26 protein-coding genes are annotated in these 26,255 nt (G+C 64.9%); 11 read left to right on the top strand and 15 right to left on the bottom strand.

The features are described 5' to 3' along the window. Nucleotides 1-20 precede the first annotated feature (20 nt). Genes M1248_RS12740 through M1248_RS12730 form a run of 3 tightly spaced genes read right to left on the bottom strand, consistent with a single transcriptional unit; the run spans nt 21 to nt 2,711 of the window. Complete coding sequence (locus M1248_RS12740; protein ID WP_317148561.1) at nt 21-1,169, bottom strand: acyl-CoA dehydrogenase family protein; 1,149 nt, start codon at nt 1,167-1,169, stop codon at nt 21-23. 4 nt (nt 1,170-1,173) lie between these two features. Next, nucleotides 1,174-2,088 (bottom strand): LLM class F420-dependent oxidoreductase, encoded by a 915-nt coding sequence (locus M1248_RS12735; protein ID WP_317148560.1) that lies wholly within the window; start codon nt 2,086-2,088, stop codon nt 1,174-1,176. Nucleotides 2,089-2,123: 35 nt separating this feature from the next. Next, nucleotides 2,124-2,711, bottom strand: coding sequence for a flavin reductase family protein (locus tag M1248_RS12730; RefSeq protein ID WP_317148559.1), 588 nt, complete (start codon nt 2,709-2,711; stop codon nt 2,124-2,126). A gap of 253 nt (nt 2,712-2,964) precedes the next feature. Between M1248_RS12730 and M1248_RS12725 the strand changes: the two genes are divergently transcribed. Further along, the gene (locus M1248_RS12725; protein ID WP_317148558.1) at nt 2,965-3,753 is read left to right on the top strand and encodes an SDR family NAD(P)-dependent oxidoreductase; all 789 of its coding nucleotides are present in this window, start codon (nt 2,965-2,967) and stop codon (nt 3,751-3,753) included. Here the strand turns inward: M1248_RS12725 and M1248_RS12720 are convergent. After that, nucleotides 3,729-4,949, bottom strand: coding sequence for a CaiB/BaiF CoA-transferase family protein (locus tag M1248_RS12720; protein ID WP_317148557.1), 1,221 nt, complete (start codon nt 4,947-4,949; stop codon nt 3,729-3,731). The two genes, M1248_RS12725 and M1248_RS12720, sit on opposite strands and share 25 nt — an antisense overlap. A gap of 131 nt (nt 4,950-5,080) precedes the next feature. Between M1248_RS12720 and M1248_RS12715 the strand changes: the two genes are divergently transcribed. Together M1248_RS12715 and M1248_RS12710 are read left to right on the top strand one after the other, a co-directional pair. Next, nucleotides 5,081-6,160, top strand: a complete 1,080-nt coding sequence (locus M1248_RS12715; RefSeq protein ID WP_317148556.1) for a CaiB/BaiF CoA-transferase family protein — start codon at nt 5,081-5,083, stop codon at nt 6,158-6,160. Nucleotides 6,161-6,186: 26 nt separating this feature from the next. Continuing rightward, entirely contained in the window at nt 6,187-6,927 is a 741-nt protein-coding gene (locus tag M1248_RS12710; protein WP_317148555.1) for an alpha/beta hydrolase, read from the top strand. Nucleotides 6,928-7,016: 89 nt separating this feature from the next. Here the strand turns inward: M1248_RS12710 and M1248_RS12705 are convergent, their stop codons facing one another. From M1248_RS12705 to M1248_RS12660, 10 genes are all read right to left on the bottom strand, one after another. Then, nucleotides 7,017-8,246, bottom strand: a complete 1,230-nt coding sequence (locus tag M1248_RS12705) for a CaiB/BaiF CoA-transferase family protein (RefSeq protein ID WP_317148554.1) — start codon at nt 8,244-8,246, stop codon at nt 7,017-7,019. 152 nt (nt 8,247-8,398) lie between these two features. After that, nucleotides 8,399-9,553 carry an acyl-CoA dehydrogenase family protein gene (locus M1248_RS12700; RefSeq protein ID WP_317148553.1) on the bottom strand — a complete coding sequence of 385 codons (1,155 nt, stop codon included), beginning with the start codon at nt 9,551-9,553 and terminating at the stop codon, nt 8,399-8,401. A gap of 23 nt (nt 9,554-9,576) precedes the next feature. After that, nucleotides 9,577-11,067 carry an aldehyde dehydrogenase gene (locus M1248_RS12695; RefSeq protein WP_317148552.1) on the bottom strand — a complete coding sequence of 497 codons (1,491 nt, stop codon included), beginning with the start codon at nt 11,065-11,067 and terminating at the stop codon, nt 9,577-9,579. A gap of 13 nt (nt 11,068-11,080) precedes the next feature. After that, nucleotides 11,081-11,866: an enoyl-CoA hydratase/isomerase family protein gene (locus M1248_RS12690; protein WP_317148551.1), complete on the bottom strand. Its 786-nt coding sequence runs from the start codon at nt 11,864-11,866 to the stop codon at nt 11,081-11,083. Continuing rightward, nucleotides 11,859-13,394, bottom strand: a complete 1,536-nt coding sequence (locus M1248_RS12685; RefSeq protein WP_317148550.1) for a class I adenylate-forming enzyme family protein — start codon at nt 13,392-13,394, stop codon at nt 11,859-11,861. The genes M1248_RS12690 and M1248_RS12685 overlap by 8 nt, the downstream gene beginning before the upstream one ends. Before the next feature lie 13 nt (nt 13,395-13,407). Then, nucleotides 13,408-13,923 carry an aromatic-ring-hydroxylating dioxygenase subunit beta gene (locus M1248_RS12680; protein ID WP_317148549.1) on the bottom strand — a complete coding sequence of 172 codons (516 nt, stop codon included), beginning with the start codon at nt 13,921-13,923 and terminating at the stop codon, nt 13,408-13,410. Continuing rightward, the gene (locus M1248_RS12675) at nt 13,920-15,215 is read right to left on the bottom strand and encodes an aromatic ring-hydroxylating oxygenase subunit alpha (protein WP_317148548.1); all 1,296 of its coding nucleotides are present in this window, start codon (nt 15,213-15,215) and stop codon (nt 13,920-13,922) included. Before M1248_RS12675 ends, M1248_RS12680 begins: the two co-directional genes overlap by 4 nt. Further along, a complete protein-coding gene (locus M1248_RS12670) occupies nt 15,212-15,670 on the bottom strand; it encodes an OB-fold domain-containing protein (protein WP_317148547.1) in 459 nt (152 codons plus the stop codon). The genes M1248_RS12675 and M1248_RS12670 overlap by 4 nt, the downstream gene beginning before the upstream one ends. Further along, nucleotides 15,667-16,785: a thiolase family protein gene (locus tag M1248_RS12665; RefSeq protein WP_317148665.1), complete on the bottom strand. Its 1,119-nt coding sequence runs from the start codon at nt 16,783-16,785 to the stop codon at nt 15,667-15,669. Before M1248_RS12665 ends, M1248_RS12670 begins: the two co-directional genes overlap by 4 nt. A gap of 32 nt (nt 16,786-16,817) precedes the next feature. Continuing rightward, nucleotides 16,818-17,063 (bottom strand): hypothetical protein, encoded by a 246-nt coding sequence (locus M1248_RS12660; RefSeq protein WP_317148546.1) that lies wholly within the window; start codon nt 17,061-17,063, stop codon nt 16,818-16,820. A gap of 195 nt (nt 17,064-17,258) precedes the next feature. On the opposite strand from M1248_RS12660, the gene M1248_RS12655 reads away from it, so the two are divergent. From M1248_RS12655 to M1248_RS12620, 8 genes are all read left to right on the top strand, one after another. Then, nucleotides 17,259-18,188, top strand: a complete 930-nt coding sequence (locus M1248_RS12655) for an alpha/beta hydrolase (protein WP_317148545.1) — start codon at nt 17,259-17,261, stop codon at nt 18,186-18,188. After that, complete coding sequence (gene hpaH, locus M1248_RS12650) at nt 18,185-19,006, top strand: 2-oxo-hept-4-ene-1,7-dioate hydratase (protein WP_317148544.1); 822 nt, start codon at nt 18,185-18,187, stop codon at nt 19,004-19,006. The genes M1248_RS12655 and hpaH overlap by 4 nt, the downstream gene beginning before the upstream one ends. Beyond that, a complete protein-coding gene (locus M1248_RS12645; RefSeq protein ID WP_410506656.1) occupies nt 19,003-19,770 on the top strand; it encodes an aldolase/citrate lyase family protein in 768 nt (255 codons plus the stop codon). Before hpaH ends, M1248_RS12645 begins: the two co-directional genes overlap by 4 nt. A gap of 127 nt (nt 19,771-19,897) precedes the next feature. Next, nucleotides 19,898-21,070: an acyl-CoA dehydrogenase family protein gene (locus tag M1248_RS12640; RefSeq protein ID WP_317148543.1), complete on the top strand. Its 1,173-nt coding sequence runs from the start codon at nt 19,898-19,900 to the stop codon at nt 21,068-21,070. Nucleotides 21,071-21,092: 22 nt separating this feature from the next. Then, nucleotides 21,093-22,115 carry an acyl-CoA dehydrogenase family protein gene (locus M1248_RS12635; RefSeq protein ID WP_317148542.1) on the top strand — a complete coding sequence of 341 codons (1,023 nt, stop codon included), beginning with the start codon at nt 21,093-21,095 and terminating at the stop codon, nt 22,113-22,115. After that, nucleotides 22,112-23,263 (top strand): acetyl-CoA acetyltransferase, encoded by a 1,152-nt coding sequence (locus tag M1248_RS12630; RefSeq protein ID WP_317148541.1) that lies wholly within the window; start codon nt 22,112-22,114, stop codon nt 23,261-23,263. Before M1248_RS12635 ends, M1248_RS12630 begins: the two co-directional genes overlap by 4 nt. Nucleotides 23,264-23,308: 45 nt before the next feature. Continuing rightward, nucleotides 23,309-24,799, top strand: a complete 1,491-nt coding sequence (locus M1248_RS12625; protein WP_410506660.1) for a class I adenylate-forming enzyme family protein — start codon at nt 23,309-23,311, stop codon at nt 24,797-24,799. Nucleotides 24,800-24,810: 11 nt separating this feature from the next. Continuing rightward, on the top strand, nt 24,811-25,626 hold the full coding sequence (locus M1248_RS12620) for a mycofactocin-coupled SDR family oxidoreductase (protein ID WP_317148539.1): 816 nt from the start codon (nt 24,811-24,813) through the stop codon (nt 25,624-25,626). A 20-nt stretch (nt 25,627-25,646) separates the two neighbouring features. Here the strand turns inward: M1248_RS12620 and M1248_RS12615 are convergent, their stop codons facing one another. Further along, on the bottom strand, nt 25,647-26,183 hold the full coding sequence (locus M1248_RS12615; RefSeq protein WP_317148663.1) for a PaaI family thioesterase: 537 nt from the start codon (nt 26,181-26,183) through the stop codon (nt 25,647-25,649). Between the last annotated feature and the right edge of the window lie 72 nt (nt 26,184-26,255).

The raw sequence follows: 26,255 nt of genomic DNA, 5'->3' as shown, positions 1-26,255 counted from the left end.
CAACGCAACTGGCATGGGTGCTAGAGGCCCCCGCGGGAAACCAGCTGCGCAGCGATGACGTTGCGTTGGATCTCGTTGGTGCCCTCGCCGACGATCATCAATGGGGCATCTCGAAAGTAGCGCTCGACGTCGTACTCTGTGGAATAGCCGTAGCCACCGTGAATTCGGACCGCGTTCAGTGCTATCTCCATGGCGGTCTCTGAGGCGAACAGCTTGGCCATCCCCGCCTCCATGTCGCATCGTTCGCCGCTGTCGAACTTCTCAGCGGCATATCGCGTGAGTTGGCGTGCGGCCGTCAATTTGGTCGCCATGTCGGCGAGGTAGTTGCCGACCGACTGGTGCTTCCAGATGGGTAGGCCGAAGCTCTCCCGCTGTTGCGAATAAGCCAATGCATCCTCCAGCGCGGCAGTCGCTACTCCCAGAGCCCGCGACGCCACCTGAATTCGTCCGGTCTCGAGTCCCTTCATCATTTGGCCGAAACCCTTTCCGGCTACCCCGCCGAGCACCGCAGACGCAGGCACCCGGCAGTCGTCGAACGACAACTCGCACGATTCGACACCCTTGTATCCGAGCTTGGGCAGATCCCGCGACACCGTCAGGCCGTGGCCGTGCTCCACCAAGAGCACCGAGATGCCCTTGTGGCGGGGAGTGGCATCGGGATCGGTCTTGCACAGCAGCGCAATGAGTCCCGATCGTCGGGCGTTGCTGATCCAGGTCTTGGACCCGTTGATGACGAACTGGTCCCCGTCGGCGCGCGCGGTCGTCGTCATCGCCTGCAGATCGGAACCGCCGCCCGGCTCGGTGAGTGCCATGGTGGCCCGGAGCTCGCCGGTCGCCAGGACAGGCAGGTACGCCTGTTTCTGCTCCTCGGTGCCGAACAACGAGAGCAGCTTCGCCACGACGGTGTGCCCGCCCATCGCGCCGGCCAAGCTCATCCAGCCGCGGGCGAGCTCCTGGGTAACCTCGACATAGCATGGCATCGAAACGGGCGATCCGCCGTACTCCTCAGGCACCGCCAGGCCGTAGATTCCGATGCGCTTCATCTGTTCGATCCACGCATCCGGGTACTCGTTGGCGTGTTCGACCTCGCGAACGGTCGGCTTGACGTCCCTGTTGACGAACTCACGCACCGTGCGCACGAGCATGTTCTCTTCTTGGCTGAGCGACATCGTGTTACGTGACCAGTTCGGTGGCCATGAGGTCGACGTCTGCGCAGAAGTCGGAGAAGCTGCGGCTGGCCGGCTCGATGGTGATCCAGGTGACCCCGGCTGCGGCGTATTCCGTCAGCCGTGGCCTGACCGATTCGATGAAATCCCCGCAATCGCCGCTGACGAGTTTGTCCGCTTCGAAGGGAACAAACGAGACGTCAGCGGGTTCTCGGCCGTGCTCGGCCCGCTGGTGGTTCACTCCCGAGATGAGGCTGGCGAGACGGGTGATGTCCTCCAGCGGGGGAGTGCGGGTGATCGCAGCCATCTCAGCGGACTGGCCCATCGGTATCCAGCCGTCGGCGGTATCGACCACCCGTCGCCGGGCCGCCTTGCTGTTGCCTCCGATCCAGATCGGGGGGCCGCCGGCGGTGGCGGGCAGGGGCAGAGCAACGTGGTCGCTGACCCCGAATTCAGGACCGTCGTGTTCTTGGCCCGCCCAGGTGGCCTTCCACGCGGCGATCGCCTCGTCCAAAAGCGCTCCGCGGCGGTGGAAGTCAGCGCCGAGGGCCTCGAACTCCGATTTCAGGTATCCGGCGCCTGTTCCCAAGGTGAACCGGCCGCCAGACAACAGGTCGAAACTGGCAGCCGCCTTGGCCGTCAGGTAGGGACTCCGGTAGCCGGACACCAGGATGTAGGTCATCAGCCTCAGCCTGGTGGTGGCCGCGGCCGCGAAACTGAGCGAGACGAACGGGTCGAAGGCGTGGTGCCCACCGTTGGCCAACCACTGCTTGTCGGGGAAGGGATGCTCGCTCATCGAAAAGCCTTGAAAACCAGCGTCTTCCACCGCTCTAGCAATCTCGCCGAGGGTGGCCCCTTCACTCCAACGTTGCCAGTGCTTGACGGCGCGCATCGGAAACATCAGGTTGTAGTGCAACGTCACGGGCACATCCTCGAGTCGGCGGAGGTCCGAGGCCCTCAGCCGCGTGCTGCGGCTGCGCGGAGGTCGCGTGCGCTCTGCAACTGTGGTTCGTGGTTGGCTTCGTAGCGCTCGATCCAGTCGTGCGGCAGTTTGCCCCAGGCTTCGCCGATGCGCAGCCGCTGTGCGGAACTGAACACTTCGGCGGCCACGACGTCGCCGACGAAGATGGTGTTCTCGTCGTTGTCCAGTGATCCGGTGATGCGGCATTCGACGTAGCTGTGTGCGTCGAGCAGGATCGGAGCGCCGGTGATGCCAGGTTTGGTGCGCAGTGTGGCGATCTTGTCGCCGTCGCGGCCCGAACTGCCACCGAGGGTCATCAGGATGTCCATTGAGGCGTCGATCTCCTCGGGCCCGGCCGAGAGCATGTGCATCACGAAGACCCCGGAGTTGATCAGCATGTCGTGGGTCTTGTTGTACTTGGTCAGGCTGACCGTGGCTCGGGGCAGTTCGGGCACGATGCTGGCCGAGCCCGCCGACAGCGACATCAGGCCGTTGGCGAATCCATCGTCAATCGTGGTGACTGCCACCGGGAACGGGCGCAGACCGGCCAATACCTTGTCGGCAGCCACAAGGTCGATCGTCATATGTCACTCCTCGGGGGATGGATTGGCCGGTCTCAGTGGTGCGGCGATTCCGGATCCGACGTTATCGTATACTACTGTCAGAAACAACGGGGAAACCGCCGCCGTATACGCGTGTATCTGCAGCAAAAATCGGCGTATACATGTGAATACGTGATCGGATTATGGCGACAGTAATGTCAGATATTTGCCCCTAGTGGCGCGGCCTCTCCGTAGCCTGCTGCGGCGGTCGTCATGAGTGAGGAGGCTTTCAGCAGTGGATCTTCAGGTTCGGGACAAGGCATTCGTGGTCGTCGGAGGAACTGCCGGCATGGGCTTGGCCGGCGCCAAGGTTCTGGCGGCGGAGGGCGCTGCCATCGCGGTGATCGGCCGTGACGAAACGAGGGTCAAGGACGCCGCCGCGTTGCTCTCTGAGGCTGGGGCGAAAGCGGCACACGGTCTGACGTTTGACGTGAGCCGGTCTGGCGAAGCAGTCAAAGCCGTGGAGGACGCTGTTGAATTGCTCGGGCGGCTTAACGGAATTGCCGTCACGATGGGGACCGCAGGCATGATGCCGATCGATTCCGACGATGACGCGTGGGACGCCGCCTTTCACGATGTGCTATTGGCCACGACGCGCAGTGTGCAGGCCGCTTTGCCACATCTCGCGAAGACGAAGGGCGCGATCGTCACCACCGCCGCGTACTCGGCGCGGGCCCCGCACGAGCCCAGGCTGCCATACGCAAGCCTCAAGGCGGCGGTTGCGACGTTCACGCGCGGCATCGCACGCACCCATGGCAAGGATGGAATCCGCGCCAACAGCATTGCGCCCGGCGCGGTGGAAACCGATGCGCTGCATGCTATTCGCGGCTACGTCTCCGAAACCAAGGGCTATCCGTATGAAGAGGCGCTCGAGCGCGCGTTGCGTGAGGACTTCGGTTTCGACGCGGCGCTGGATCGCCCGGGACAGCCCGACGAGATCGGGGCGCTGATCGCTTTTCTTCTGTCGGACAGGTGCGGCTTCGTGACCGGTCAGACGATCTACGCCGACGGCGGTGCACCGTAGTCAGTGACCGACCCGACGGTGGTCACCCCCGTCGTGATGAGGTCCGAAATAGCCTCGTCGGTATAGCCCAACTCCCGCAGGATCATTCGGCTGTGCTCGGCGAGCCTGGGAACGTCACCAAGCTGGGGCTCAACGCCCGCCAACGTCGTCGGCGGCAAAAGCGCATCGATCGCGCCCCCAGGCGTGCGGACCTCTCGCCAGCGGTCGCGGCCCGCAAGTACGGGGTGGGACCACAGTTCCGCAACGTCATTCATTCGCGCATTGGCGATGCCCGCGACGTCTAGCCGGTGCGCGAAGCCGTCCGCGGTCATCGTCGCGATCGCGGCGTGAATGATGGCTTCCAGTTCGCCACGATGGGCCACCCGGTCCGGGTTCGTCACGAATCGCGGGTCGTCGCGCAGCGCCGGAGCAGCCAGAACTTCGTCACACAGCCGGCGCCATTCCCGCTGATTCTGAACAGCGATCAGCACCGTCCCACCATCGCCGGCCGTGAACGGACCGTACGGTGCGATCGTTGCATGTTTCGCGCCCGTGCGCGGGGGCGCGCTCCCGCCGTAGTGCGCGTAATAGGCCGGCTGGCCGACCCATTCGACGAGGGACTCGAACAAAGACACCGACACGGGTCGCACCTCGCCGGTCGCTTCGCGAATGTACAGAGCGGTGAGAATCCCCGAATAGGCGAACATCCCGGCCGCGATGTCCGCGACCGACACGCCCGTACGCGCGACCTCGTCACCCGTTCCGGTAACCGACAACAGCCCGGCTTCGGCCTGCACCAGGAGGTCATATGCTTTGCGGTCCCGCCACGGGCCGGTCCCGCCGTAGCCGGTGACGTCGCAAACGACGAGCCGCGGGTACTCGGCGGCCAGCATCGCGGCATCCAGACCCAACCGAGTCGTCGCGCCCGGGCCGAGGTTTTGCACCAACACGTCCGCGTCGACGAGCAGTCGGTGCATGATTCGTTGCCCCTCGGCGCTTTTCAGATCGAGAGTCAACGACTCCTTGCCTCGGTTCAACCACACGAAGTAGCTGGAGTCACCGTGGACACTGTGGTCGTAGCCGCGGGCGAAATCACCACCGTCGGGCCGCTCGACCTTGATCACCCTGGCGCCGAGATCGGCGAGCTGGCGGGTGGCGTACGGTGCCGCCACGGCTTGTTCAAGGCTTACGACGGTGACGCCGGACAACGGGTTCATGGGGAACCTTTCGGCAATATGATGACGATAACGTCAGATCACAGGCTCTTGCCATGACGTTCTAGTCGCTTTAGCGCTTAGAACACCAAGAATTATATGTACACGACGTCAGAATGCTTTACGGTGGCGGGGTGACGCAGGCAGCCGCGCTCTCGGGCATACGGGTCATCGAACTGGCGGGCATGGGGCCGGGTCCGCACGCGGCCATGGTGCTTGCCGATCTGGGTGCGGACGTCGTAAGGGTGCAACGGGCCGGTCAACTCGGAGCGCGGGCGAACCCGCAGCTGCGGGGGCGCCGAGTGGTGGAGGCGAACCTGAAGGATTCCTCTGACAACGCCGCGATCCGGCGGCTCATAGACCGAGCCGACGTGCTGATCGAGGGTTTTCGCCCAGGTGTGACCGAGCGTCTCGGCCTGGGCCCCGACGTCTGTTGCGCGACCAACCCTGCCCTGGTGTATCTCCGATTGACCGGATGGGGACAGACGGGCCCACGAGCGTTGGAGGCCGGCCACGACATCAACTACATCGGACTCACCGGGTTGCTCCATTCGATCGGCCCCGCCTCACAGCCCCCGGTGCCACCGTTGAACCTCGTCGGGGACTACGGCGGAGGATCGATGCCCGCTGTCATCGGGGTACTGGCCGCCCTCATCGAGCGGCAGACCTCGGGCCGAGGCCAAGTGATCGACGCGGCCATCGTCAACGGCGCCGCCCAGCTCGCCCAAGCGGTCTGGTCGATGCGCGCCGACGCACGTTGGTCAGATGACAGGGGCGCCAACATCTTTGACGGCTCGGCGCCGTTTTACCGCACCTACGAATGCGCGGACGGTCGTTACGTCGCCGTCGGCGCCCTTGAGCCGGAGTTCTTCGCCGAGATGTTGGCGATCCTGGACATCGACCCCGAGACCGTCGGTCCGCAGCGGGACAAATCTCGCTGGCCCGCGATGCACGCGGTGCTGTCAGACACTTTCGCGCAGCGGTCTCGGGACGAATGGAGCGCGGTGTTCGCGAACACCGACGCGTGCGTGACGCCGGTGTTGAGCATGGCGGAAGCACCGGCCGACGCACACCTGAAGGAGCGGGAAGTGTTCATCGAGATCGATGGCGTGCGCCAACCGTCGCCCGCACCTCTGTTCTCCCGGACGCCCCAGACCATGCCATCAGCACCGCCTCGTCACGCTGAGTCATGCGACGAAGTCTGGCCGGACTGAGCGGCTAAGAAAGGGATCCTGCGAAAATGCCATTGCCCGATATCGTACTTGTGCATGGTGGTGAACACGCCGCCGATTGCTGGGATCTCGTCATTCCAGAATTGCGTTGCCGCGCTCCAGAATTGCGCATCCTGGCGGTCGACCTGCCGGGTCGCGGTCGAACCCCTGGTGACCTTGCGACCGCGACGATCGATCAGTGGGTGGAGTCCGTGGTCGCCGACATCGAGCGGGAAGGGCTTGGCGACATCGTGATCGTCGGTCATTCCATGGCGGGAGTGACGGTGCCCGGCGTGGTCGCGAAGCTCGGCTCTGCGCGAGTGCGTGAAATGATCCTCGCCGCCGCGTTTGTTCCGCCGCAGGGGCTGGCGATCGTGGACACCCTCGGTGGTCCGTTGGCGTGGTTCGCCCGGCGCGGTGCGCGATCGGGAAAGCCGACGAAGGTGCCGCGATTCGCGGCGCAGTACGCGTTCTGCAACGGCATGTCGTCGCACCAACGGGAGTTCGCCCTATCGCGGTTGTATCCGGAATCCGCCTGCATCCCAGGCGAACCCGTCGACCGCAGCGCGCTTCCCGATGACGTGCCGCGCACGTGGATACTCACCACCCGCGACAGGGCACTGTCGAAGAAGTCGCAGCGGGCCAGCATCGCGGCACTCGGCGGCGTGCAGGAGGTCATCCCCGTCGACGCGTGCCACGACCTGATGATCAGCCATCCGGAACGGCTGGCGCAGCTCCTTATCGACCGCTGCCGGCTGTACGAAACCTGATGTCCGGCGCCGAGACTGAAGCTATGCAGGCAGAGTGCGAGGAATCCGCTGCTTAACTTCAGTTTCGTATGAGCGTAAGCCGTCGTGAGTCAGGTGATGGCGCCTTCGATCTTCAGCTCGGTGAGCTCGTGGTCGTCCATGCCAAGTTCCCGCAACACCTCGTCGGTGTGCTCGGCGAACATCGGTGCCCGGGTCAGGTGTGCAGCCCCGCTGTCGAACTTCACCGGATTCGCTACCAGACGTTGTTCCTTGCCTTGGGTGTCGCGGACCTTGGCGATGCGGCCGTTGGCGATCATCGACTCGTCGTTGGCGACTTCCCACGCGTCCTGCACCGGCGCCCACTGACCGTGTAGTCGTTGCAGCAGGTGCGTGCACTCGTCAAACGTCCGCGCACCAATGGCCTCGGCCAGCAGCGCCGTGGCCTCGTCGGTGTGTTCAGCCAGCGACTCGAGCGTGGCGAACCGCTCGTCGACGGCGGCCGTTATGAGCCCGAAGAGTTGACACACCGGGGCCCAGTAGCGGGTTGGCTGCAGCATCGACAGCTGGATGAAGCGCCCGTCGGAACATCGGTAGGCCCCCGTAAGGGGGTTGCCTGGCGCCTGGGTGCGGTGGTCGATCTTCGGCAGCGGGCAGCCGTAGAGCATGGCCAGGTTCACGTTGGACTGGTTGGCCCACGCCCCGACAGCCAGCAGCGACACATCAATGTCGGATGTCTGCCCTGTCGTCTGTCTGCCGTAGAGGGCGGCCGCCACTGCGCCCGCGATCGTGATGCCACCGATATTGTCGCCGAACGCGCCCGCCGGCATGCCCGTGGGGACCTCCGAATGGGTTGGCGTCACGCCGTCGGCGTTGCCTGCCTGCGCCCAGAATGCCGTCGCGTCATACGCACCGGTGTCGCGGTCTGGTCCCTCGCTTCCGAATCCGCTGCCGGCGACGTAGATGATCGACGGATTGATCCGCCGAATCTCGTCGAGGTCGAGGTGAAGTTTGGCCCGCGCCTTGGGAAGCAGGTTGGTGAGGAAGACGTCGCTGCGTCGGACGAGTTCCTCGAACACGGGCCGAGTCTGGTTCAGTGCGAGGGACAGCCCGACGCTGCGTTTACCGCGATTGGGTGCTTCGACCATGGGCGAGAACGAGACCCCCGGTGCGGTAGGCGAGCGACCGGCAACCGTGACGAGTCCTCGCTGGGCATCGCCGGTCACGGGGTTCTCGATCTTGATGACGTCGGCACCCCAGTCGGCGAGGACCGCGCCCGCGGATGGGACAAAGGTGAACTGCGCGACCTCAAGAACACGCACGCCGGTCATCGGTTTCTGCATCTACCCACATCCGTCCTGCTGGCGGGGCCAGGCGTGGCACAGCCGCGGTGCGCGTACCTGGTTAACGTAGTTTACTAGGTGAGTACTGTCGTGGGGGCGGGATTCTTGATTCCGCAGCGGGTAACGGGATGCGAGACTGCGCATGAGGCCGACTACTTGACCAACGACCGGGCGATGACTTCGCGTTGAACCTCAGTGGCTCCTTCGCCGAGTCGTTTGACGCGCAGGTCGCGAAACCAGCGTTCCAAGGGAAGCTCGGTGGAGATGCCGAGGGCACCGTGGATCTGGATGCATCGGTCGAGCACCTTGTAGGCGGCCTCCGTGCCGTACATCTTGGCGACCGAGGCGTCGACGCGGACGTGGCGGCCGAGGTCGGCGTTCCATGCTGCCTGGTACATCAACAGCCGGGCCGCGCGCAGCTCCACTTCACTGTCGACGAGCATCCATTGAATCCCCTGTTTGTCGGCGAGCCGGCCGCCGAACACGTTGCGGTCCTTTGCCCATTGGCACGCCATGTCGAGGGCCGACTGCGCGATGCCGATCGGGCCCGCCGCATAGACGATCCGGCCGTGCACCAGGAAGTCGCTGGCCAGCGCGAAGCCCTGCCCTTCTGCGCCGACCAGACGTTCGGCCGGTACCCGTACCGTGTCAAAGTGCAGTTCGTACGGGTCGAAGGAGGCCATGACCGGGATGCGGTTGAAAGTGACTCCTGCGGTGCCCTTCTCGAGGATGAAGGCCGAGATTCCATTGCGACCCTCGCCGGTGCGTGCGTAGACGACCCCCCAGTCGGCATCGGGCGCATGCGAGATCCACATCTTGGAGCCGTTGAGCACGTAGTGGTCGCCGTCCCGGACCGCCTTCAGCTGGATGGCCCGCGCGGGATCGGATCCGCCCGAGGCCTCGGTGATCGCGGTGTAGGCCTTGGTCATCGTCCCGTCGATGATTGGCTGGGCGTACTTTGCGAATTGCTCGGGAGACGCTTTGAACATGAGGTTAGGCGGGTTGCCCCCGAACGCGCCGAGGGCCGGAAAGAAGGCCCCCATCCGGCATTTCGCGGCTTCCTCGGCCACCACGACTTGGCCGAGCACACCCAGTCCGGCACCGCCATACTCTTCTGGTGTCTGCAACGCCCACAGTCCCAGCTCGCGCGCCTTTGCCTGCAATGCGACCAACTGCTCGCGCGGGAGTCCGACGGTATCGTGGTCCAGCTTTTCCTCGGCTGGATGCACGTGGGCATCCATGAAGCTGCGCACGGTGTCGCGGAGCAGCACGAGCTCGTCTGGCAGCTCCCAGGCGCCGATCGTCATGTTCTACTTTCGTTTTCAGACGCTCAACCGAGCGTGAACGGATCGCGGGTTGCTCCGGAGAGCTCCACCCAGACCGCCTTGGTCTCCGTGAAGTCCTTTACGGCGTCGAGGCCGTTCTCCCGGCCGATGCCGCTGCATCCGATGCCCCCGAACGGGACATGCGGGGCGACAACGCGATACGCATTGACCCACACGGTCCCTGCTCGCAGCTGTGCGGCGACCCGGTGTGCTCGATGGACGTCTTTGGTCCACACGCCGGCGGCCAACCCAAACTCGGTGGCGTTCGCCGCAGCGACGGCGTCGTCTTCGTCGGCGAAGGTCATCACCGCGAGCACGGGTCCGAAGACCTCCTCGGTGACCGCCCGCATGGAGCAGTCGACATTTGTCAGCACCGTCGGCTTGACGAAGAAGCCTCCAAGCTCGCTTGCCGGCTCACCTCCGTAGGCCACCGTGGCACCCTGTTCGCGGGCAGAAATGAAGTGCGACAGCACTTTCTCGTACTGCGGCTGATTGGATACCGGACCCATCTCGGTTGCCGGGTCCTTCGGATCTCCGAGCTTGATGGTTGCGGCGCGGGCGACGATGCGCTCCACCAGTGCATCGGCAACGCTCTCGTGCACAAGCAAGCGTGAGCCCGCCAGGCAGGTCTGACCGGTGGCCGCGAATACGCCGGCGATCACGCCGTTGGCGGCCGCGTCCAAGTCGGCGTCGTCAAACACCACCTGGGCAGACTTGCCGCCCAACTCCAGCGTGAAGCGGGTCATGTTGGCGATCGCAGCCTTGCCAACGTGAATACCGGTGGCCGTCGATCCGGTGAACGCGATCTTGTCCACACCGGGATGGGAGGCAAGCGCGGCACCGGTCTCCGGGCCCCAACCGGTGACGACGTTGATCACGCCGGGCGGAAAACCAGCCTCGGCGAACAGCTTTGCGAAAGCCAGGGTGGACGTCGGTGTGTGGTCGCTGGGCTTGACGACGAACGTGCACCCGGCCGCCAGCCCGGCGGCGAGCTTCCACGTGAGCAGTAAAAGCGGCGAGTTCCACGGGGTGATCGCACCGACCACGCCGACCGGCTCGTGGCGGGTGTATACGAAGAAGTTGGGCTTGTCGACGGGCACGACCTCGCCTTGGAGCTTGTCGGCCAGCCCGGCGTAGTAGAAGTAGTAATCCGGCAATGCGTTCATCTGCCCGACCATCTCGCGGGTCAGCTTGCCGCCATCGCGGACCTCCAAGTCGGCTAGGTTCGCCGCCTCACGCGCGATGACTTCGCCCAACCGCCACAACAGCTTTCCCCGAGCCGTGGCGGTCAACTGTCCCCATGGCCCGTCCAGCGCCGTACGTGCGGCGGCCACGGCACGGTCGACGTCCGCTGCACCGCCGTCGGGCACACGTGCCCACGGCAGTGCTGTGTACGGATCGATGCTGTCGTACGTGAGGCCCGATTCTGCCGCGACTGACTCGCCTCCGATCAACAGATCAAAGTGCAGCAGTTGCTCAGTCGCGGTGTCGGTCATCTCGCCCATCTCCTCATCGGGTGCGCGGTGCTTTCTTGTTGGCGCGGGAGTCGGTCCGCCCTGCGCCGGCGTTGCCCAGATCCGTGTAGAACTTGCCGTGGCGTGCAGCGGTGCTGGGCGGCAGGTCGCGGGCCTCCCACATGGCTCGGACCGTACCCTGAACTCCGAGGGGGCGACGAGCAGCGATCTCACCTGCCAATTCGTTTGCACGCGAACGCAAATGATCGTCAGGAACCACTTCGGTCACAATGCCTATCCGCAGCGCCGTCTGTGCTGACAGCCGTTCCTCGCTGCCGAGCAGGGCCCACCGCATCACCTCGCCGTAGGGCACGCCGAGCGCTAACATGCCCATCGGTTCCAGCGCGGAAACAATCCCGGCATTGGCATGTGGATCGAAGAAGGTTGCCGTCTCGCTACAGATCGCGAAGTCGCATTCGTTGACGAAGTACATCGCACCGCCTGCCACGATGCCGTGCAGCGCGGCGATCACCGGCTTCCACACCCGGTGAGCTTTGGGTCCCAGCAACTCACCCGGGTCTTCCTGGTTGAAGATCAGTTTGTGTGTCCACCAGGTCCCTTCGGACACATCAATTCCGGTGCAGAACGCCCGGTCGCCGTTGGCGCGCAGCACGGCGACATGGATGTCGTCGTCGTCGCGCACCCGTGCCCATACCGCGGCCAACTCATCTGCCATCTGCTCGGTGAAGCTGTTCAGCCGATCGGGTCGGTTCAACGACACCGTGGCCACGTGATCGGACACGTCGAACTCGATGGTTTGCAAAGGCTGCAGGTCAGTCACGGGCCGAGCCTACCTGTATAACTTGGTTAGCGATCTCCCGTTTGAGAATCTTCCCGGCCGGGCCGAGGGGGAACTCCTCGACGTACTCGAAACGCCGCGGTTGCTTGTAGCCCGCCAACTCAGCGCGGCACAGCGCGGTGAGCTCGCGACTGAGCTCGTCGTGATCGTTGACGTCGGATTTCGCGATGACGACGGCCACCGGGGTCTCGCCCCATTCCGGATCCGGCACGCCGACGACCGCGACCATGTCCACCCCGGTGTGTTGCGCGATGACGCGCTCGATTTCAGCAGGGTAGACATTGAAGCCTCCCGAAATGATGAGGTCGGTCTTTCGTCCCGTGATGTGCAGATAATTGTCCGCATCCAAGTAGCCCAGGTCACCGCTGCGTAATCCGTCCGGCCGGAAGGTCTGTGCGGTCTGCTCAGGTCGATTCCAGTAGCCGATCGCGTTGGCGGGGCTGACGATCACTATCTCGCCAACCTCACCAGTGGCGACATCTCGACCGTCGGGATCGACTACGCGGATTGCACACATAGGTGTTTCCTGACCGCACGAGGTGGCGATCGACGTCCGGCCGGCCACGATGTCGCGGTGGTCCTGCGGAGTGAGAATGGTTGCCTGCCCGCCGCATTCGGTCAGTCCGTACCGTTGCTGAAGGTCGCAGCCGAGCAACTCCATGGCCTTGCGCGCGAGGCCTGGCGGCACGGGCGCGGAACCGTAGGAGATCCGACGCAGGGTCGAGACGTCCCGCGGGGGACCGTCTTCCAGAATCGCCAACGTGCGATGCAGCATGGTCGGGATGAAGGTCGTGAAGGTGATTGCGCTACGTTCGATCTCGTCGATCACCGCCTGCGGGTCGAAGCGTTGGTGGATCACCATGGTCTGGCCCAGGTAAAGCCAGGACACCGTGCGAACCATGCCGCCCGCGGTGAAGAACGGCGTAGTGGCCAACATGACGTCGGACCGATTGGCCTCCGTCACCAGGTTGGTGTCCGCCGCCTGGTAGAGCAGCCCTCGGTGGGTGTGCATCACGCCCTTAGCGCGACCGGTGGTTCCGCTGGTGTATAGGATGACCGCGACGTCGTCCGGCGACACGTCGGGCTGCGTCGCGGTGGGATCGGCTGCCGCCAGAGATGATTCGTACTCGGGACCAATGGTCAAAACCAGGCTGAGTCCGGTCAGTTCGCCGTGGAACTTATCGAGGTGATCCGCGTGGACGATCACAGCGCACGCGCCGCAGTCGTCGCGGGCGTGGGCGACTTCGTCGGGTGCCAGCCGGATGTTGACCGGCACGGCGATCAGACCGGCTTTGGCCAGCCCGAACGAGATCTCAGGCCACTCGATGCAGTTGCGCGCAATCACCATCACGCGGTCCCCGGGTTCCAACCCTCGCCCGGCGAGGTAGCCGGCGAGCCGGCTGGCCCGCTCGTTGACCTGAGCCCAGGTGTGCACCCGGTCGGCGTCGACGAGGGCCCGCTTCTGAGGGTAGCGGCGCGCGTTGTTGGTGGCGATGTCTCCGATGAGCATCAGATCACTGCCGTCATATCAGAAAGGCCAATGTCTCGACCGGGCCGCCTGCGTCGATCAGTTGCACGATCTTGCGGACCAGCCGTGGACCGTCCGGCGTTCGTCGGATGGTGTGTCTGACTCGGCCGGCCCAGAAGCGTTGGCGGATACGGTATTCGAAGAGTGCGAAGTTTGACTCGACGGTGACGGAATCGGCGTCCTGTTCGACCACCTCGCTGTTGGAAACGACGCGCCGCATGACCGACGGCGGGGTCTGGGAGTGCCGATTACCGGTGTTGAGTTGAGCCACCCGGCTCTTGATCCGCCGCCGGTTGTCGTTGATGTAGGCCAGGGTCGTTCGCGGATCGTCGTCGGGATGCATCGGGACCCGGTATTCGACGCTGTCGTCGTCATCGGCCCACAGCGATTCCCAGTCGGAGTAGCGGCCTTCGTCGGCCAGCCGCGCCTCCAGGTAGAGGAAAGACAGGATCTCGGGATCCGGAACCGGCCGCAGCGCGGGACGGGTCTGCGGTTCTGAGTTGACGCTCACGCTCTCTCTCCTCCACCAACCACGGCGGCCCACTGCGAATAGAAGCCTCGCTGCGGCGTCTCGGCGCTCTTGTCCCGGTTGATGATTCCGCTGTCGTCGGTGATGTCTTGCTCCACTCCGCGCGCCAGCACCAGCCATTCCGGCAATTCGGCAGCAAGCCCCGCCTGATTGCGCATGCCGATCTCACCGTCGTCGGCGATCAGGAACCCCGCCGGACCCATTGCCCCCTCCGAACGTCGCAGCGTGCGCTCGTTCAACTCGTCCTGACCCGGGATCAGCACCGCGGTGGTGTAGGCGACGGTACGGTCGGGCGCCTGTGGCTCGACGAACATGACGTTCATCTCCGCCAAGAACAGGTTTGGCCAAATCAAGGTGTGGGGTGGCCCCACAACTAGCGCGTCGTGCGCCTGTTCGGGACCGTAGGCCTTTTCCAATGAGTCGACGTAGGAAACGAGCTTCGCTCGGGGGATCCGACCGTACCAAACGAATTCCTCATCGAGCTTGCGGTATTCGTCGCTGTAGTCGATCTCGGAGTGCCCGTCTCCGAGGTCGCGGACCAGCACATCGACCTTGGTTGGAACGTGGGACACCTTTGCGGGCTTGATCGCGTCGTACACCGAGGCGTGCGTGAACAGCGCGTGGTAGCCGTCGACGTTGTTCTCCACCACCATCTTCCAGTTTGCGTGGTGCAAGTGCTTCATCCAGTTGGCCCGCAGGTCGATCTCGCGACTCGGCGATAGGTTGAGCAGGCGGTCGATGGCGTGTGTCGCGTTGCCGAGGTGTTCGCGCAACGAGATACCTTCGGCAGCCAGGGAAGCAAAGACGAAACCGCCATAGCTGTCGACCCGCGGTGCCTGGGCAAGACCCAGTTCGGAGCGGATAGAATTGAACGCTTCCCCGTAGCCTTCTCGCATCGGAACGCCTTGCAGCGCACCGGTGTTGTTGAAGGTCCAGCCGTGGTAGGGGCACCGGAACGAGTTGGCGTTGCCCTTCTCGGCGTTACACAGCTTGTTGGCGCGGTGTGTGCACCGGTTGAGCACCACCCGAACGATGTCGTCCTTGCCGCGCACCACGACGACCGGGTCGTTGCCAATCATCCGAGTGAGGTAGTCGCCTCGTTCGCTCACCTCGCTCTCGTGCGCCACGAAGACCCATCCGGTCTTGAAGATGGTGTCCATCTCGCGACGGAAGATTTCGGCCGACGTGTAGACCGAGCCGTGCACCCGGTCACTTCGGACGATCTTGCTGACGTCGAATTCGTCTAGCGGCGGGGATGATTCGAGTGTGGTCACTCATCCTCCAGATTGTTGATGGCTGGTATGGCGACATCGCCGAGTCGGCGAAAGCCGATGCGCACGGTACTGCCGATGATCGGGATCGTGTCCGTGGGGAGTGTGGTGGTCATCACCAGGCGGTGCCCGCTGGTCAATTCGACGTCGACGATGGGGTACGGGCTTTTCGTGCGCACCAACCCGGGCTCGCGGCGGTGCATCAATGTGGCGGTGTGGACGGTGCCGCACAGTTCCACTGTGCGCCAGAGGCATTCCGCAGATCCGCAGCAGTCGCAGACTTCCTGCTCGAGTTCGAGGGGCTGAGCGCATACCGCGCAGAAGGGTAGGGCGAGCTCACCGCGATTCGCCGCCAGATACAGCGGCTGCAGCCGATCATCCGCGGCCGCGGGGGCTAGCGAAGCGTCGAGCAACCAGTCTTCGAATGCCTGCTCGGTCGGTTCGGTCACGGGGATCATGCGGCCCGCTCCAATACCAGCGCAGCGTGGTGGTCGAGGCGACCGCCGATACCGCCGACCAGTGCGACCGTTGCGGCCGGAACTTGCCGGTCGCCGCCGGTGCCGCGGAGCTGGATCACCGCTTCGGCCAGCGGCGTCATGCCCTGTAGGTAGAAGCCGGACAGCTGCCCACCGCCGGTGTTGGTCGGCAGGGTGCCCCCAGGTCCGGTCAGACCGTCGCGCACGAAGACGCCGGCGGGCATTTCGCCGGTGAGCCGGTACTCGTCGAGTAGTACCAGGGTCACGATCGAGAAGGGGTCGTAGAGCTGCGCAACGTCGAGGTCCGACCGCTTCATACCGGCCTGCTCGAGCGCGTCGTCCACTGCCCGACCACCGCCCCCGAACCAGGACTCAGCTCCCGCGCGCCTGCGCCGCACCGGATGGTGCCGCCCAGTGCCGCGCACGCGAAGCCGTTGACTACCGACATGAGGACGGCCAGTCAGCACAATCGCGACCGCTCCGTTCACGGGCCGCGCACAGTCCAGTAACCGCAATGGCTCAGCGATCATCGGGCTCGCGTCGTAGCCGGCGTCGTCGAGCGGTTCCCTGTTGACCGCATCGGGATTGCCGTGCGCCCAGGTGCGCGCCGTGGTGGCCACCGAGCGCAGCGCGTCGGTGCCGGTGCCGGTCACGTGCAGCCACCGTTGGGTCAGCAGCGCGTACGTCGGCACCGACCCGAGTAGTCCTGAAGCACGCTCCAACCCGCGCAGGCCGGAGTTGCCGCCACTCTGGGCGTAGGTCGACCCGGCGCCTTTACCCGCCACCAGCGGTGCGTCGGCAAAGACGCACAACACGGTGGAGGCCTCACCCGCGGTGATGGCCTGGCGGGCGCGCTGCACCATCGCAATGGTGGTGGCGCCCTTGATCTCGACATGCTCGAGTAGGCGTAGGTCCGCGAAACCGCCTTGCGCGGCGAAACCGACACCCAGCCGGTCCGGGCGAACGCCCTGCGAGGAGCCGACCAGGATTCCGTCGACATCGGCACGTCCGATTCCGGCGTCGGCGATTGCGACCGTGCTCGCTTCGGCGGCCAATTCGAGTGGAGAGGCACCGGGCCGAAGCGACATCTCGGTCATGCCCAACCCGACCAGGTCGACATCCGGAGTGGTCACTGCTGTTTCTTCGGTCGACGTTCGCCGCGATAGTTGCCCACGCGCAGCCATTCCTCGCGGTCTTCCGGCGCGGCCAAGGTGAAGCTGGCCAACTCCAGCGGACACAGAAATATGTGCTCGCCACCCTCGAGGTTCTCGACGAGCAAGCGCGGACCGTTGCCGCTGCTGTCCAACGACACCCGTACGGCCGCGAACTCGTTCACCAGCTCGGCGAGCACGCGACGTCGCGACGGAGTGTCCATCCGCCCAGTTTTACCGCATATGACTGTCAGAATCAATGGACTTTTGCAAAGTTGCCACCACCCCGTAGGAGATCTGCAGACTGGCATAACTGTTTGTCTACATGCGAACATATGGTTTGTGCGACGATGCCTGGACGTGTCGGACCCAGTGGCGTAAGTTGACATTGCTGTCAGAAATGTGGTGAGAAGGGCGACATGAGCCAATCGCAGGCACCGGCGACCGACGCCGACGGCGTCACCCGCTTGAACACCGAGAACTACCGCAGTCTCTGGATGTATCTCAAGGAACTGGAATTCCGGCAGGGCTTCATCGAGATACCGGTGAACGGCGCGGTCGTCCGCACGCGATACGTGGAGGCCGGGAGCCCGGACCGGCCGCATGCGATCCTGCTGCACGGCACGGGTGGGCACTGGGAGACGTTCGCACCCAATCTCGCCGCCCTCTCTGCGCACTTCCATTGCGTCGCCATCGACATGGTTGGGAACGGGTTCTCCGACAAGCCCGACTACGACTACGAGATCGCGGTCTACGTCGAACACGTGTTGGGCGTGATGGACCACTTCGGCATGACATCGGCCAACTTCGTCGCCATGTCGCTGGGTGCGTTCGTGGCATCCGCGATGGCCGTCGGTCACCCCGACCGCGTCGGAAAGGTCATCCTGATGTCGCCGGCAGGCCGGGAGGCGTCGGCGTCGAACATGGCCCGCATCCGGGCGGAACGAACCAAGGCGGTCAACGAACCGACGTGGGAGTCGCTGCACGCCGTCTTCGCCCATCTGATCGCCGACGAGAGCAACCGGCTGCCCGATCTGATCGGCTTGCGCCAGGCCGTCTACCGACGCGAGGACACCCGCAACACGATCGACCGTCTGCTGATCCTTCAGGACGAGAAAGTGCGGCACCGGAATCTGATTCCCGACGACGGGTGGCGTGGCATCACCGCTCCCGTGATGATCGTCGCTTCCGGTAAGGATCACGGCGTGTATCAGGAGACCGCCCGCACGATCGCTGACCTCATTCCGAATTCCGAGGTGTTCGAAATGCCCGCGGTGCGGCATTGGCCGCACTTCGAGGATCCCGAGTCGTTCAATGCGGCGGCGGTCGAGTTCCTGACGCGATCATGACCAGGCCGGCCGAGGGCGAGCTCGCGGATATTGCTCGTCGGCTGTACGAGGCCGAGCAGAACCGCACGCCGATCCGGCAGTTGTCGCTGGACTATCCCGACATGACGATCGAGGACGCCTACGCGGTCCAACGGGCGCTCGTCGCGCTGAAGGTCGCCGACGGTCGAGAAGTCAAGGGCCGCAAGATCGGTTTGACGTCGAAGGTGATGCAGCGTGCGGTGTCGATCAACGAGCCCGACTACGGCGCGCTGTTCGACGACATGTTTGTCGAGGACGGGGGCCGCGTACCGCTAGGGAGATTCATTCGGCCGCGCGTCGAAGTGGAGCTCGCGTTCGTCCTCGGTGAGGAGCTCAGCGGGCCGGGGGTCACGCTGTTCGACGTGTTGCGGGCCACCGAGTTCGTCACTCCCGCACTCGAGATACTCGATGCGAGGGTGCAGATGTCGGATCCCGAGACCGGTCACCTTCGCACGATCATCGACACCATTGCTGATAATGCGGCCGACGCTGGTCTGGTTCTGGGCGGGCGCGTGGTGCGGCCGCTGGACGTGGACCTGCGCTGGGTGGCGGCGCTGCTGCTGCGCAACGGTTCGATCGAGGAGTCCGGGGTGGCAGCCGCGGTGCTCAACCATCCCGGAAATGGTGTCGCGTGGTTGGCGAATCGGCTTGCTCCACATGGGGTTTCGCTGAAACGTGGCGAGGTGATCCTGTCCGGGTCGTTCACCAAGCCGGTGTTCGCCGAGCCGGGGGATACCTTTGTGGGCGATTACGGGCCGCTGGGCACGGTTTCCGTCGCGTTCGATGGCGAGGCATCGTGACGAACAGGTGGACTGGGCGGATCGGAGCCGGAGCGCCGCGTTTCGGGATGTGGCTGGCGTCGGGCAGCGGCTACGTCTCCGAGATCTGCGCGGGGTCTGGAATCGATTGGGTGCTGCTGGATCAGGAGCACGCGCCCAACGATATACGCACCATTCTCGAGCAGTTGCAAGTGCTTTCCGGGTACCCGGACGTCGATGTGCTTGTGCGACCGCCGTCCGCCGACCCCGTGTTCATCAAGAGGTTGCTCGACGTCGGCGCGCAGAACCTGATCGTCCCCATGATCGACGACGTGGCTGAAGCCGAAGCGGCGGTGGCGGCCACCCGCTACCCACCGGCCGGCATCCGCGGCGTCGGCAGCGCGCTGGCCCGCGCCTCGCGATGGAACCGGATATCGGACTACCTCGCGACCGCTGATGCCTCGGTATCGCTGACTGTTCAGGTGGAGTCGATGGCCGGGCTGGAACATCTGGGCGACATCGCAGAAGTCGACGGGGTCGACTCGGTGTTCATCGGCCCCGCCGACCTGGCGGCGTCGATGGGCAAGCTCGGGCAGCCAGAGCATCCAGATGTGGTGAGCACCATCGAAACTGCCCTGTCGACCATCGTGGACCATGGCAAGGCGGCAGGGGTCAACGCGTTCAATGAGGTTGTCGCGAGGCGTTATATCGCGGCGGGCGCGAGCTTCGTGTTGGTCGGAGCCGACGTCGCATTGCTGGCGCGCGGAGCCGAAAAATTGGTCGACGAGTACAAGGGGCCGTCGTGATCGCATTGATTCTGACTTGGGCGTCACCCATAGGAACACCAAATCCGCACCGTGAAGCGCTATTCCCCGATGTGCTGAACCAGAAGCACTTTATTTCTGACTCCTATGTCACCTATAGTTCGTAATTATGGATCTCGACTTCACGCCTGACCAGCTCGAGTTCCGCGATCGGGTCCGGACCTGGCTCGACGAGAACAAGCCGTCCGAGCCGCGCCCTCGCGACGATGCAGGTATCCGCGAATACGACCTGTCGTGGCAGCACACGCAATGGGAGGGCGGCTGGGCGGGCATCGCGTGGCCGGAGGAATACGGCGGCCAGGGCCTGTCGCTGATGCAGCAGCTGATCTGGTACGAGGAGTACGCGGCCAGGGGTTTCCCTGGCATCGACGCGTGCTTCGTGGGGAACTCGCACGCCGGACCGACGCTGATCACCAGGGCCACTGACGAGCAGAAGTCGCTTCACCTGCCGAAAATCCTTCGGGGTGAGGCGATATGGTGTCAGGGATTCTCTGAACCCGATGCCGGGTCCGACCTCGCCGCCCTACGCACCAGGGCGGTCATCGACGGGGAGCACCTGGTGGTGTCGGGGCAGAAGCTGTGGACCAGCTTCGCCACCGTCGCCGATTACCAGGAACTGCTGGTGCGGACCGACAACACCGGGAGCAAGCACAAGGGCATCACCTGGGTGATCTGTGACATGAGCACCCCGGGCATCGACATCCGACCCATCGAGACCATCGAGGGCGGGTCGGAGTTCTGCGAGGTGTTCTACGACGATGTCCGCATTCCGCTGTCGAACGTCGTCGGCGACGTCGGCGAGGGCTGGTCGGTCGCGATGGCCACACTGTCTTTTGAACGAGGCACCGCGTTCACCGCCAACCAGGTGCGATTGGCCAAGATCATCGAGGATCTCATCGACTACGCCCGTGACCACGTAGGTCCGGACGGCCGCAGACCCGCGATCGCAGACGACGAGATCGCGCGCCGACTCGCGAGAGCCCGCGCTGCGGTGGCCAGCCTGAGGGCGCTCACCTACACCAACATCTGCGAAGCCATGAAAACGGAAACACCCGGACCGCGTGGTTCGATCGTCAAGCTGATGTACGCCGAATTGGCCAAGGAGATCGGCAAATTGGCGATGGATGTCCTCGGTCCCGCCTCGATCCGGCACTCGTCGCGCTGGGATGACGACGGCTGGGCCGGTTACTACTACTACAGCTTCTCGCAGGCGATCGGAGGGGGTACGTCGGAGATCCAACGCAACATCGTCGGTGAACGCGTGCTCGGACTGCCGCGATGAACCGCCACGTCAGGAGATGGCCGTGAACCTGCTGCCGGGAATCGAACAACTCGAGATCACCTCAGCAGCAGGTGATTTCCTCGCCGAACGACTGCCGATCGAGCGGATCCGCGCCGAACGCGGCGCGGAAATCTCGGTATCGCAACAGCTCTGGCGCGAAGGTGCCGAGATGGGTCTGCTCACCCTCGGCCTTGACGAGGAGTCCGGCGGATCGGGCCGACCCTTCGATGACGAGGTGCTGCTCTTCATCGAATTGGGCAAACGACTCGCCCCGGGCCCGTTTCTTGCCTGCACCCTGGCCGCGCGGGTGGCAGCACGCTGTGGTGACGCGGCGCTGGCAGAACAGATCGGCTCAGGGCGTGCCCTGGTCGCGCTCGCCGTGTTGCGTGGTGACGGCGAGGTCCGGCCCGTCAAGGGCACCTTCGACTTGTTCGAACCGGTGGGCGCTTCGTATGCGCTTGTCGTCGCTCGCGACGGGGCCGCTCTCGTCGACATCGATGACCTGGGCACGTCGACTCGCGTGGAGTCAACTGACCCGGGTACTCGAATCGCCTCTGTCACAGTCGAGTCTGCCGAGCCACTTCATTGGCTACCCGCGAACAACGAGTGGATCTGGGCACGTGCCACGGTGCTTTCGGCGGCCTATCTGACCGGCTTGGCTGCAGCCTCGGCAGCCGCCGCGGTCGAACACGCCAAGACCCGGGAGCAGTTCGGGAAGCCGATCGGTGTGCACCAGGCTATCAAGCACACATGCGTCGACATGGAGATCGCGGCCGAAGCCGCCCAGGCTCAGACGTTGTTCGCCGCCATCGCGTTGGCAGGGGGACGCGCCGATGCCTTGCTCCAAGTGCTCTCGGCCGCGACGGTGGCAGGGTCGGCAGCCGTCGACAACGCTGCTGCGGGCATCCACGTGTTCGGCGGGATGGGCTACACCTTCGAGAACGATATGCATCTTTATCTCAAACGCGCTCACGTGTTTCGCCACTTCTTCGGTGAACCGACCGAATTACTCGCCGAGTTGCTCGCCCAGGACCGCGCACAGTGACCGGCGCCGTCGCGATCGCGGGTGTCGCGCTGTCGGACGTCGGCCGTGTCGACGACAAGGGGCCGTACGAGTTGATCGCCCAGGCCAGTCGCCGGGCACTCGCTGACGCCGGCCTGACTCCGGCCGACATCGACGGCCTGGCGTCCACAGGTCAGGGCACCTTGCCCCCGGCGGACGTCGGCGAGTATCTCGGGCTGCGCCCCCGTTGGATCGACTCGACAGCGGTCGGCGGCGCATCGTGGGAGGTGATGGCTGCACATGCGGCCGACGCGATCGCTGCTGGGCATGCCGACGTGGTGCTGCTGACGTACGGGTCGACGGCGCGCTCCGATCTGCGAAAGGGTTTGCGGGGCGCCAATATCAACTGGGGCGCCAGAGGGCCGCTGCAATGGGAGGCGCCCTACGGGCACACCCTGATCTCCAAGTACGCGATGGCCGCACGACGCCACATGCATGTCTATGGCACCACGATCGAGCAACTCGCCGAGGTAGCGGTGTCCGCGCGGTTCAACGCGGCCGACAACAGCGAGGCGTACTACCGCGACCCCATTACCGTCGATGATGTGCTCGCCGGTCCGATGATCGCCGACCCATTTACCAAGTTGCACTGCTGCATTCGCAGCGACGGCGGAGCGGCCGTCGTCCTGGTCGGCGCGGAGCGCGCAAAAGACTTGCGTAGCAAGCCGGTCTGGGTGCTCGGCTCGGGGGAGACGACCTCGCACATGCTCACCTCCCAATGGGACGATCTCACCGTCGGCCCGGCATCGGTCAGCGGACCTGTCGCCTTCGCGAGGGCCGGCGTTTCCCCATCCGACGTCGATGTCGCCGAACTCTACGACGCGTTCACCTACATGCTGTTGCTCACTCTCGAGGATCTCGGCTTCTGCCCGAAGGGGGAGGGCGGTGCGTTCGTCGACCAGGGTGCGCTGCGGCTCGGCGGCGACCTCCCCACCAACACGGACGGCGGTGGACTCTCGGCCTGCCACCCGGGCCAGCGAGGTCTGTTCCTGTTGGTCGAGGCGGCACGGCAATTGCGCGGCGAATGCGGGCCACGGCAGGTACCCGATGCCCGAATCGCCTGCGTCAGCGGCACCGGCGGCTGGTTCTGCTCGAGTGGCACGATGATCCTCGGCGCCGAGGAGCCGTAGGTGGCGCACGCACCGCTGAATTCCGATGTCGCCGAAACCCGGGCGATGTTGGAAAGTGCGGCCGCCACCCATGGAGACATCGAGGCCTACGTCGAGCCGGACGGGCGAATCACCTTCGCGGAGTGGATCGGTCGAGCGCGAAGCGTTGCTGTCCAGTTTGCCGAGTGCGGGATCGGCAAGGGCGATGTGGTGGCGCTATGGCTGCCCTCGGGCATCGACTACGCGACGTGCTACGCCGCGGCGGCGATGATCGGTGCGATCACCACAGGACTGAATCCGCGGCTGGGCCCGCGCGAGCTCGAATCCATTCTGCAGCAAGCTGATCCGACGTTGATCGTCGCCGACGACCGACTCGGTGCGCTACCCGGTGGGGGCCGCCGGGCGTTGTCGAGGACGTCGCTGAGCACAAGCAGCTCGGAATCGACACTCCCTGAGGTTGACTTGACCAGGCGCGATCCAGTTGCTCTCGTCTTCACCAGCGGGACTACGGGGACGCCGAAAGGTGCAGTGTACGACGCCGACCGGCTCGCAGCGGGTGCGGCCGCGGCGGGCGTCATGAGCGCCCCCTATGACCGACGCTTGACATCCACCCCGTTCGCCCACGCCGGTTATATGTTCAAACTCTGGGATCAATTGGTCTGGGGCAGCACGCTGGTGGTACCGGCGACACCCTGGTCGGCGCAGGGCATGTTTGATGTCCTCCGTGCAGAGCGGGTTACCGTGGCAGGTGCCGTTCCGACCCAATGGGCCAAGCTGCTCGACGTTGACGGGGTGAAGCCAAGCGCGTTGCCGCACTTGCGGATCGGGATCGCAGCCACGGCGCCGGCGGCGCCCGAACTGATCCGACGGGTCGCCGACCGGGTCGGTGTTCCGCTGGTCGTGCGGTATGCGATGACGGAATGTCCGACCATATGCGGCACTGAACCGGGTGATCCCCCGGAAGTGCAGTTCCGCACCGTCGGCCGGCCCGCGGCGGGGACGGATGTCCGCATCGCCCGCGATGGGGTCGTCGAGGTGAACGGGCCCTGCGTTATGCGTGGCTACTGGCGCAACCCGGAACTGACCGCCGAGGTGTTGCGGGAAGGCTGGCTGCGCACCGGCGACATCGGCGTGCTCGGCGACGACGGCAACCTCACGCTCGTGGGTCGTCAGGGCGATATGTACATCCGGGGCGGCTACAACATCCACCCCGGCGAGGTCGAGCGGACGCTCGCCGGGCATCCCGGCGTGAAACAGGCTGCCGTGTTAGGTCGTTCCGCGCCGGTGATTGGGGAACTCGGCGTCGCGTGCGTAGTGCCATCGGACGGAACCGCGCCCCCTACGCTGGCCGAGCTTCGCGCGTACGTCACGAGCGAACTCGCCGACTACAAGGCCCCCGACGAACTACTCATCGTCGATGAGCTGCCGCTGACGGCCATGCTCAAGCCGGACCGGCTGGCCTTGCGTGAACTGATCATTGAGCGCGACAGCGACATTCAACGTCGAGGGCAGAAGCACAGCGACCGGGAAATGTCACAACAACCGACAAGAGGATAGGAATGACAACCATGGGCAGACACGACGGACACGTAGCCTTCATCACCGGCGTTGCGCGGGGTCAAGGCCGCGCTCACGCTGTCCGGCTCGCCTCCGAAGGCGCCGACATCGTGGCGGTGGACATCTGTCACGACATCGATTCGATGGACTACCCCAACGCCACGCCCGACGAACTCGACGAAACCATCAAGCTCGTCGAGAACGAGGGCAGACGAATCATCGCCCATCGGGCCGATGTCCGCGATGCCGACGCGCTGCAGCAGGTCGTTGACGAGGGTGTCCGTGAGTTCGGCCGGCTGGACATCGTGATCGCCAACGCCGGCATCATCCGCCTCGGTGGCGACGGGGACCGCCGCCAGATCTTCCGAGATATCGTCGACGTGAACTTGGTCGGGGTGTGGAACACGGTCGAGGCGGCGCTGCCCGCGCTCATCGATGGCGGCCGTGGCGGGTCTATCGTGCTGACGAGTTCCAGCGCCGGCCTTAAAGGCACCGGCACCGACCGGGTCGGCGGGCAGGCGTACACCGCTGCCAAGCGCGGGCTCGTGGGCCTGATGCAGGTGTGGGCGAACGAGTTGGCGCAGTACTGGATTCGGGTGAACACGATTCACCCCACCGGGGTGGCGACCGGCATGGTGATGAACGAAACGATGGGGAAGCTGGTTGAGTCGGGCGACGTGGCGATTGCGGCCATGCAGAACGCCTTGCCGATCCAGATCCTGATGCCCGAGGACATCGCCGGAGCGGTGGCATGGCTGACGTCCGACGAGGCGAAGTTCATCACTGGAGTGGCCTGGCCACTGGACGCCGGATTCGCGGTGCGCTGAAACCGTCGCGCGCCAGTAGCTCAGGGTTGATCCGGGCGCAACGCGATGAACAATCCCTCGGCTTCCGCGCACAGCGTGTCGCCGTGGCTCAGCTCAGCGCGAAGCAACCGCTTTCGGCCTTGCTCGCTGACGAACCATGCCCGCACCGTCAGTTCCTCGCCTACGGGTGTGATGGACCGGAAGTCGGTGTGCAGGTAGGCCGTTCGTGCTGGGGCGCGCTCCCCGCTGCTTGCCAGCCGGCCGAGTACCTCGTCGAACAGCAGCGGAATGGCGCCGCCGTGCACGGCTCCGCCCCCACCGAGGAAGTAGCGGCCGAACGTGACGACTCCGCTCACGCTCTCGTGGTCGCCCGCGACCGGAATGAAGTTCGGCGACATGGTCTGTCCGCGGCCAGGTAGGTCGAGTCTCCGGGCGAAGATCTGTCGGCGCTCGGACACTTGATCCTGCGCCAGGCGGTCGGTCCACGCCTTGAGGTCCGCCGCCAACTCCACGGTGGTCGCAGTCGCTGGAGCTGCGGCGGCCACGTTGTCGAGGAAGTCCCGCAGTGCGGCGATCATGTCGCCGTACTCGGCGCCGCCGCCCGGGCTGCGGACAGAGGGTTCCTGCCAACTCCGCATCGGTGGGAATCC

It is taken from the genome of Mycobacterium sp. 29Ha (assembly GCF_032883055.1).
Taxonomy (GTDB): Bacteria; Actinomycetota; Actinomycetes; order Mycobacteriales; family Mycobacteriaceae; genus Mycobacterium; species Mycobacterium gallinarum.
The sequence above is the reverse complement of the archived record's forward strand: the minus strand, read 5'-3'. Positions and strand labels throughout refer to the sequence as shown.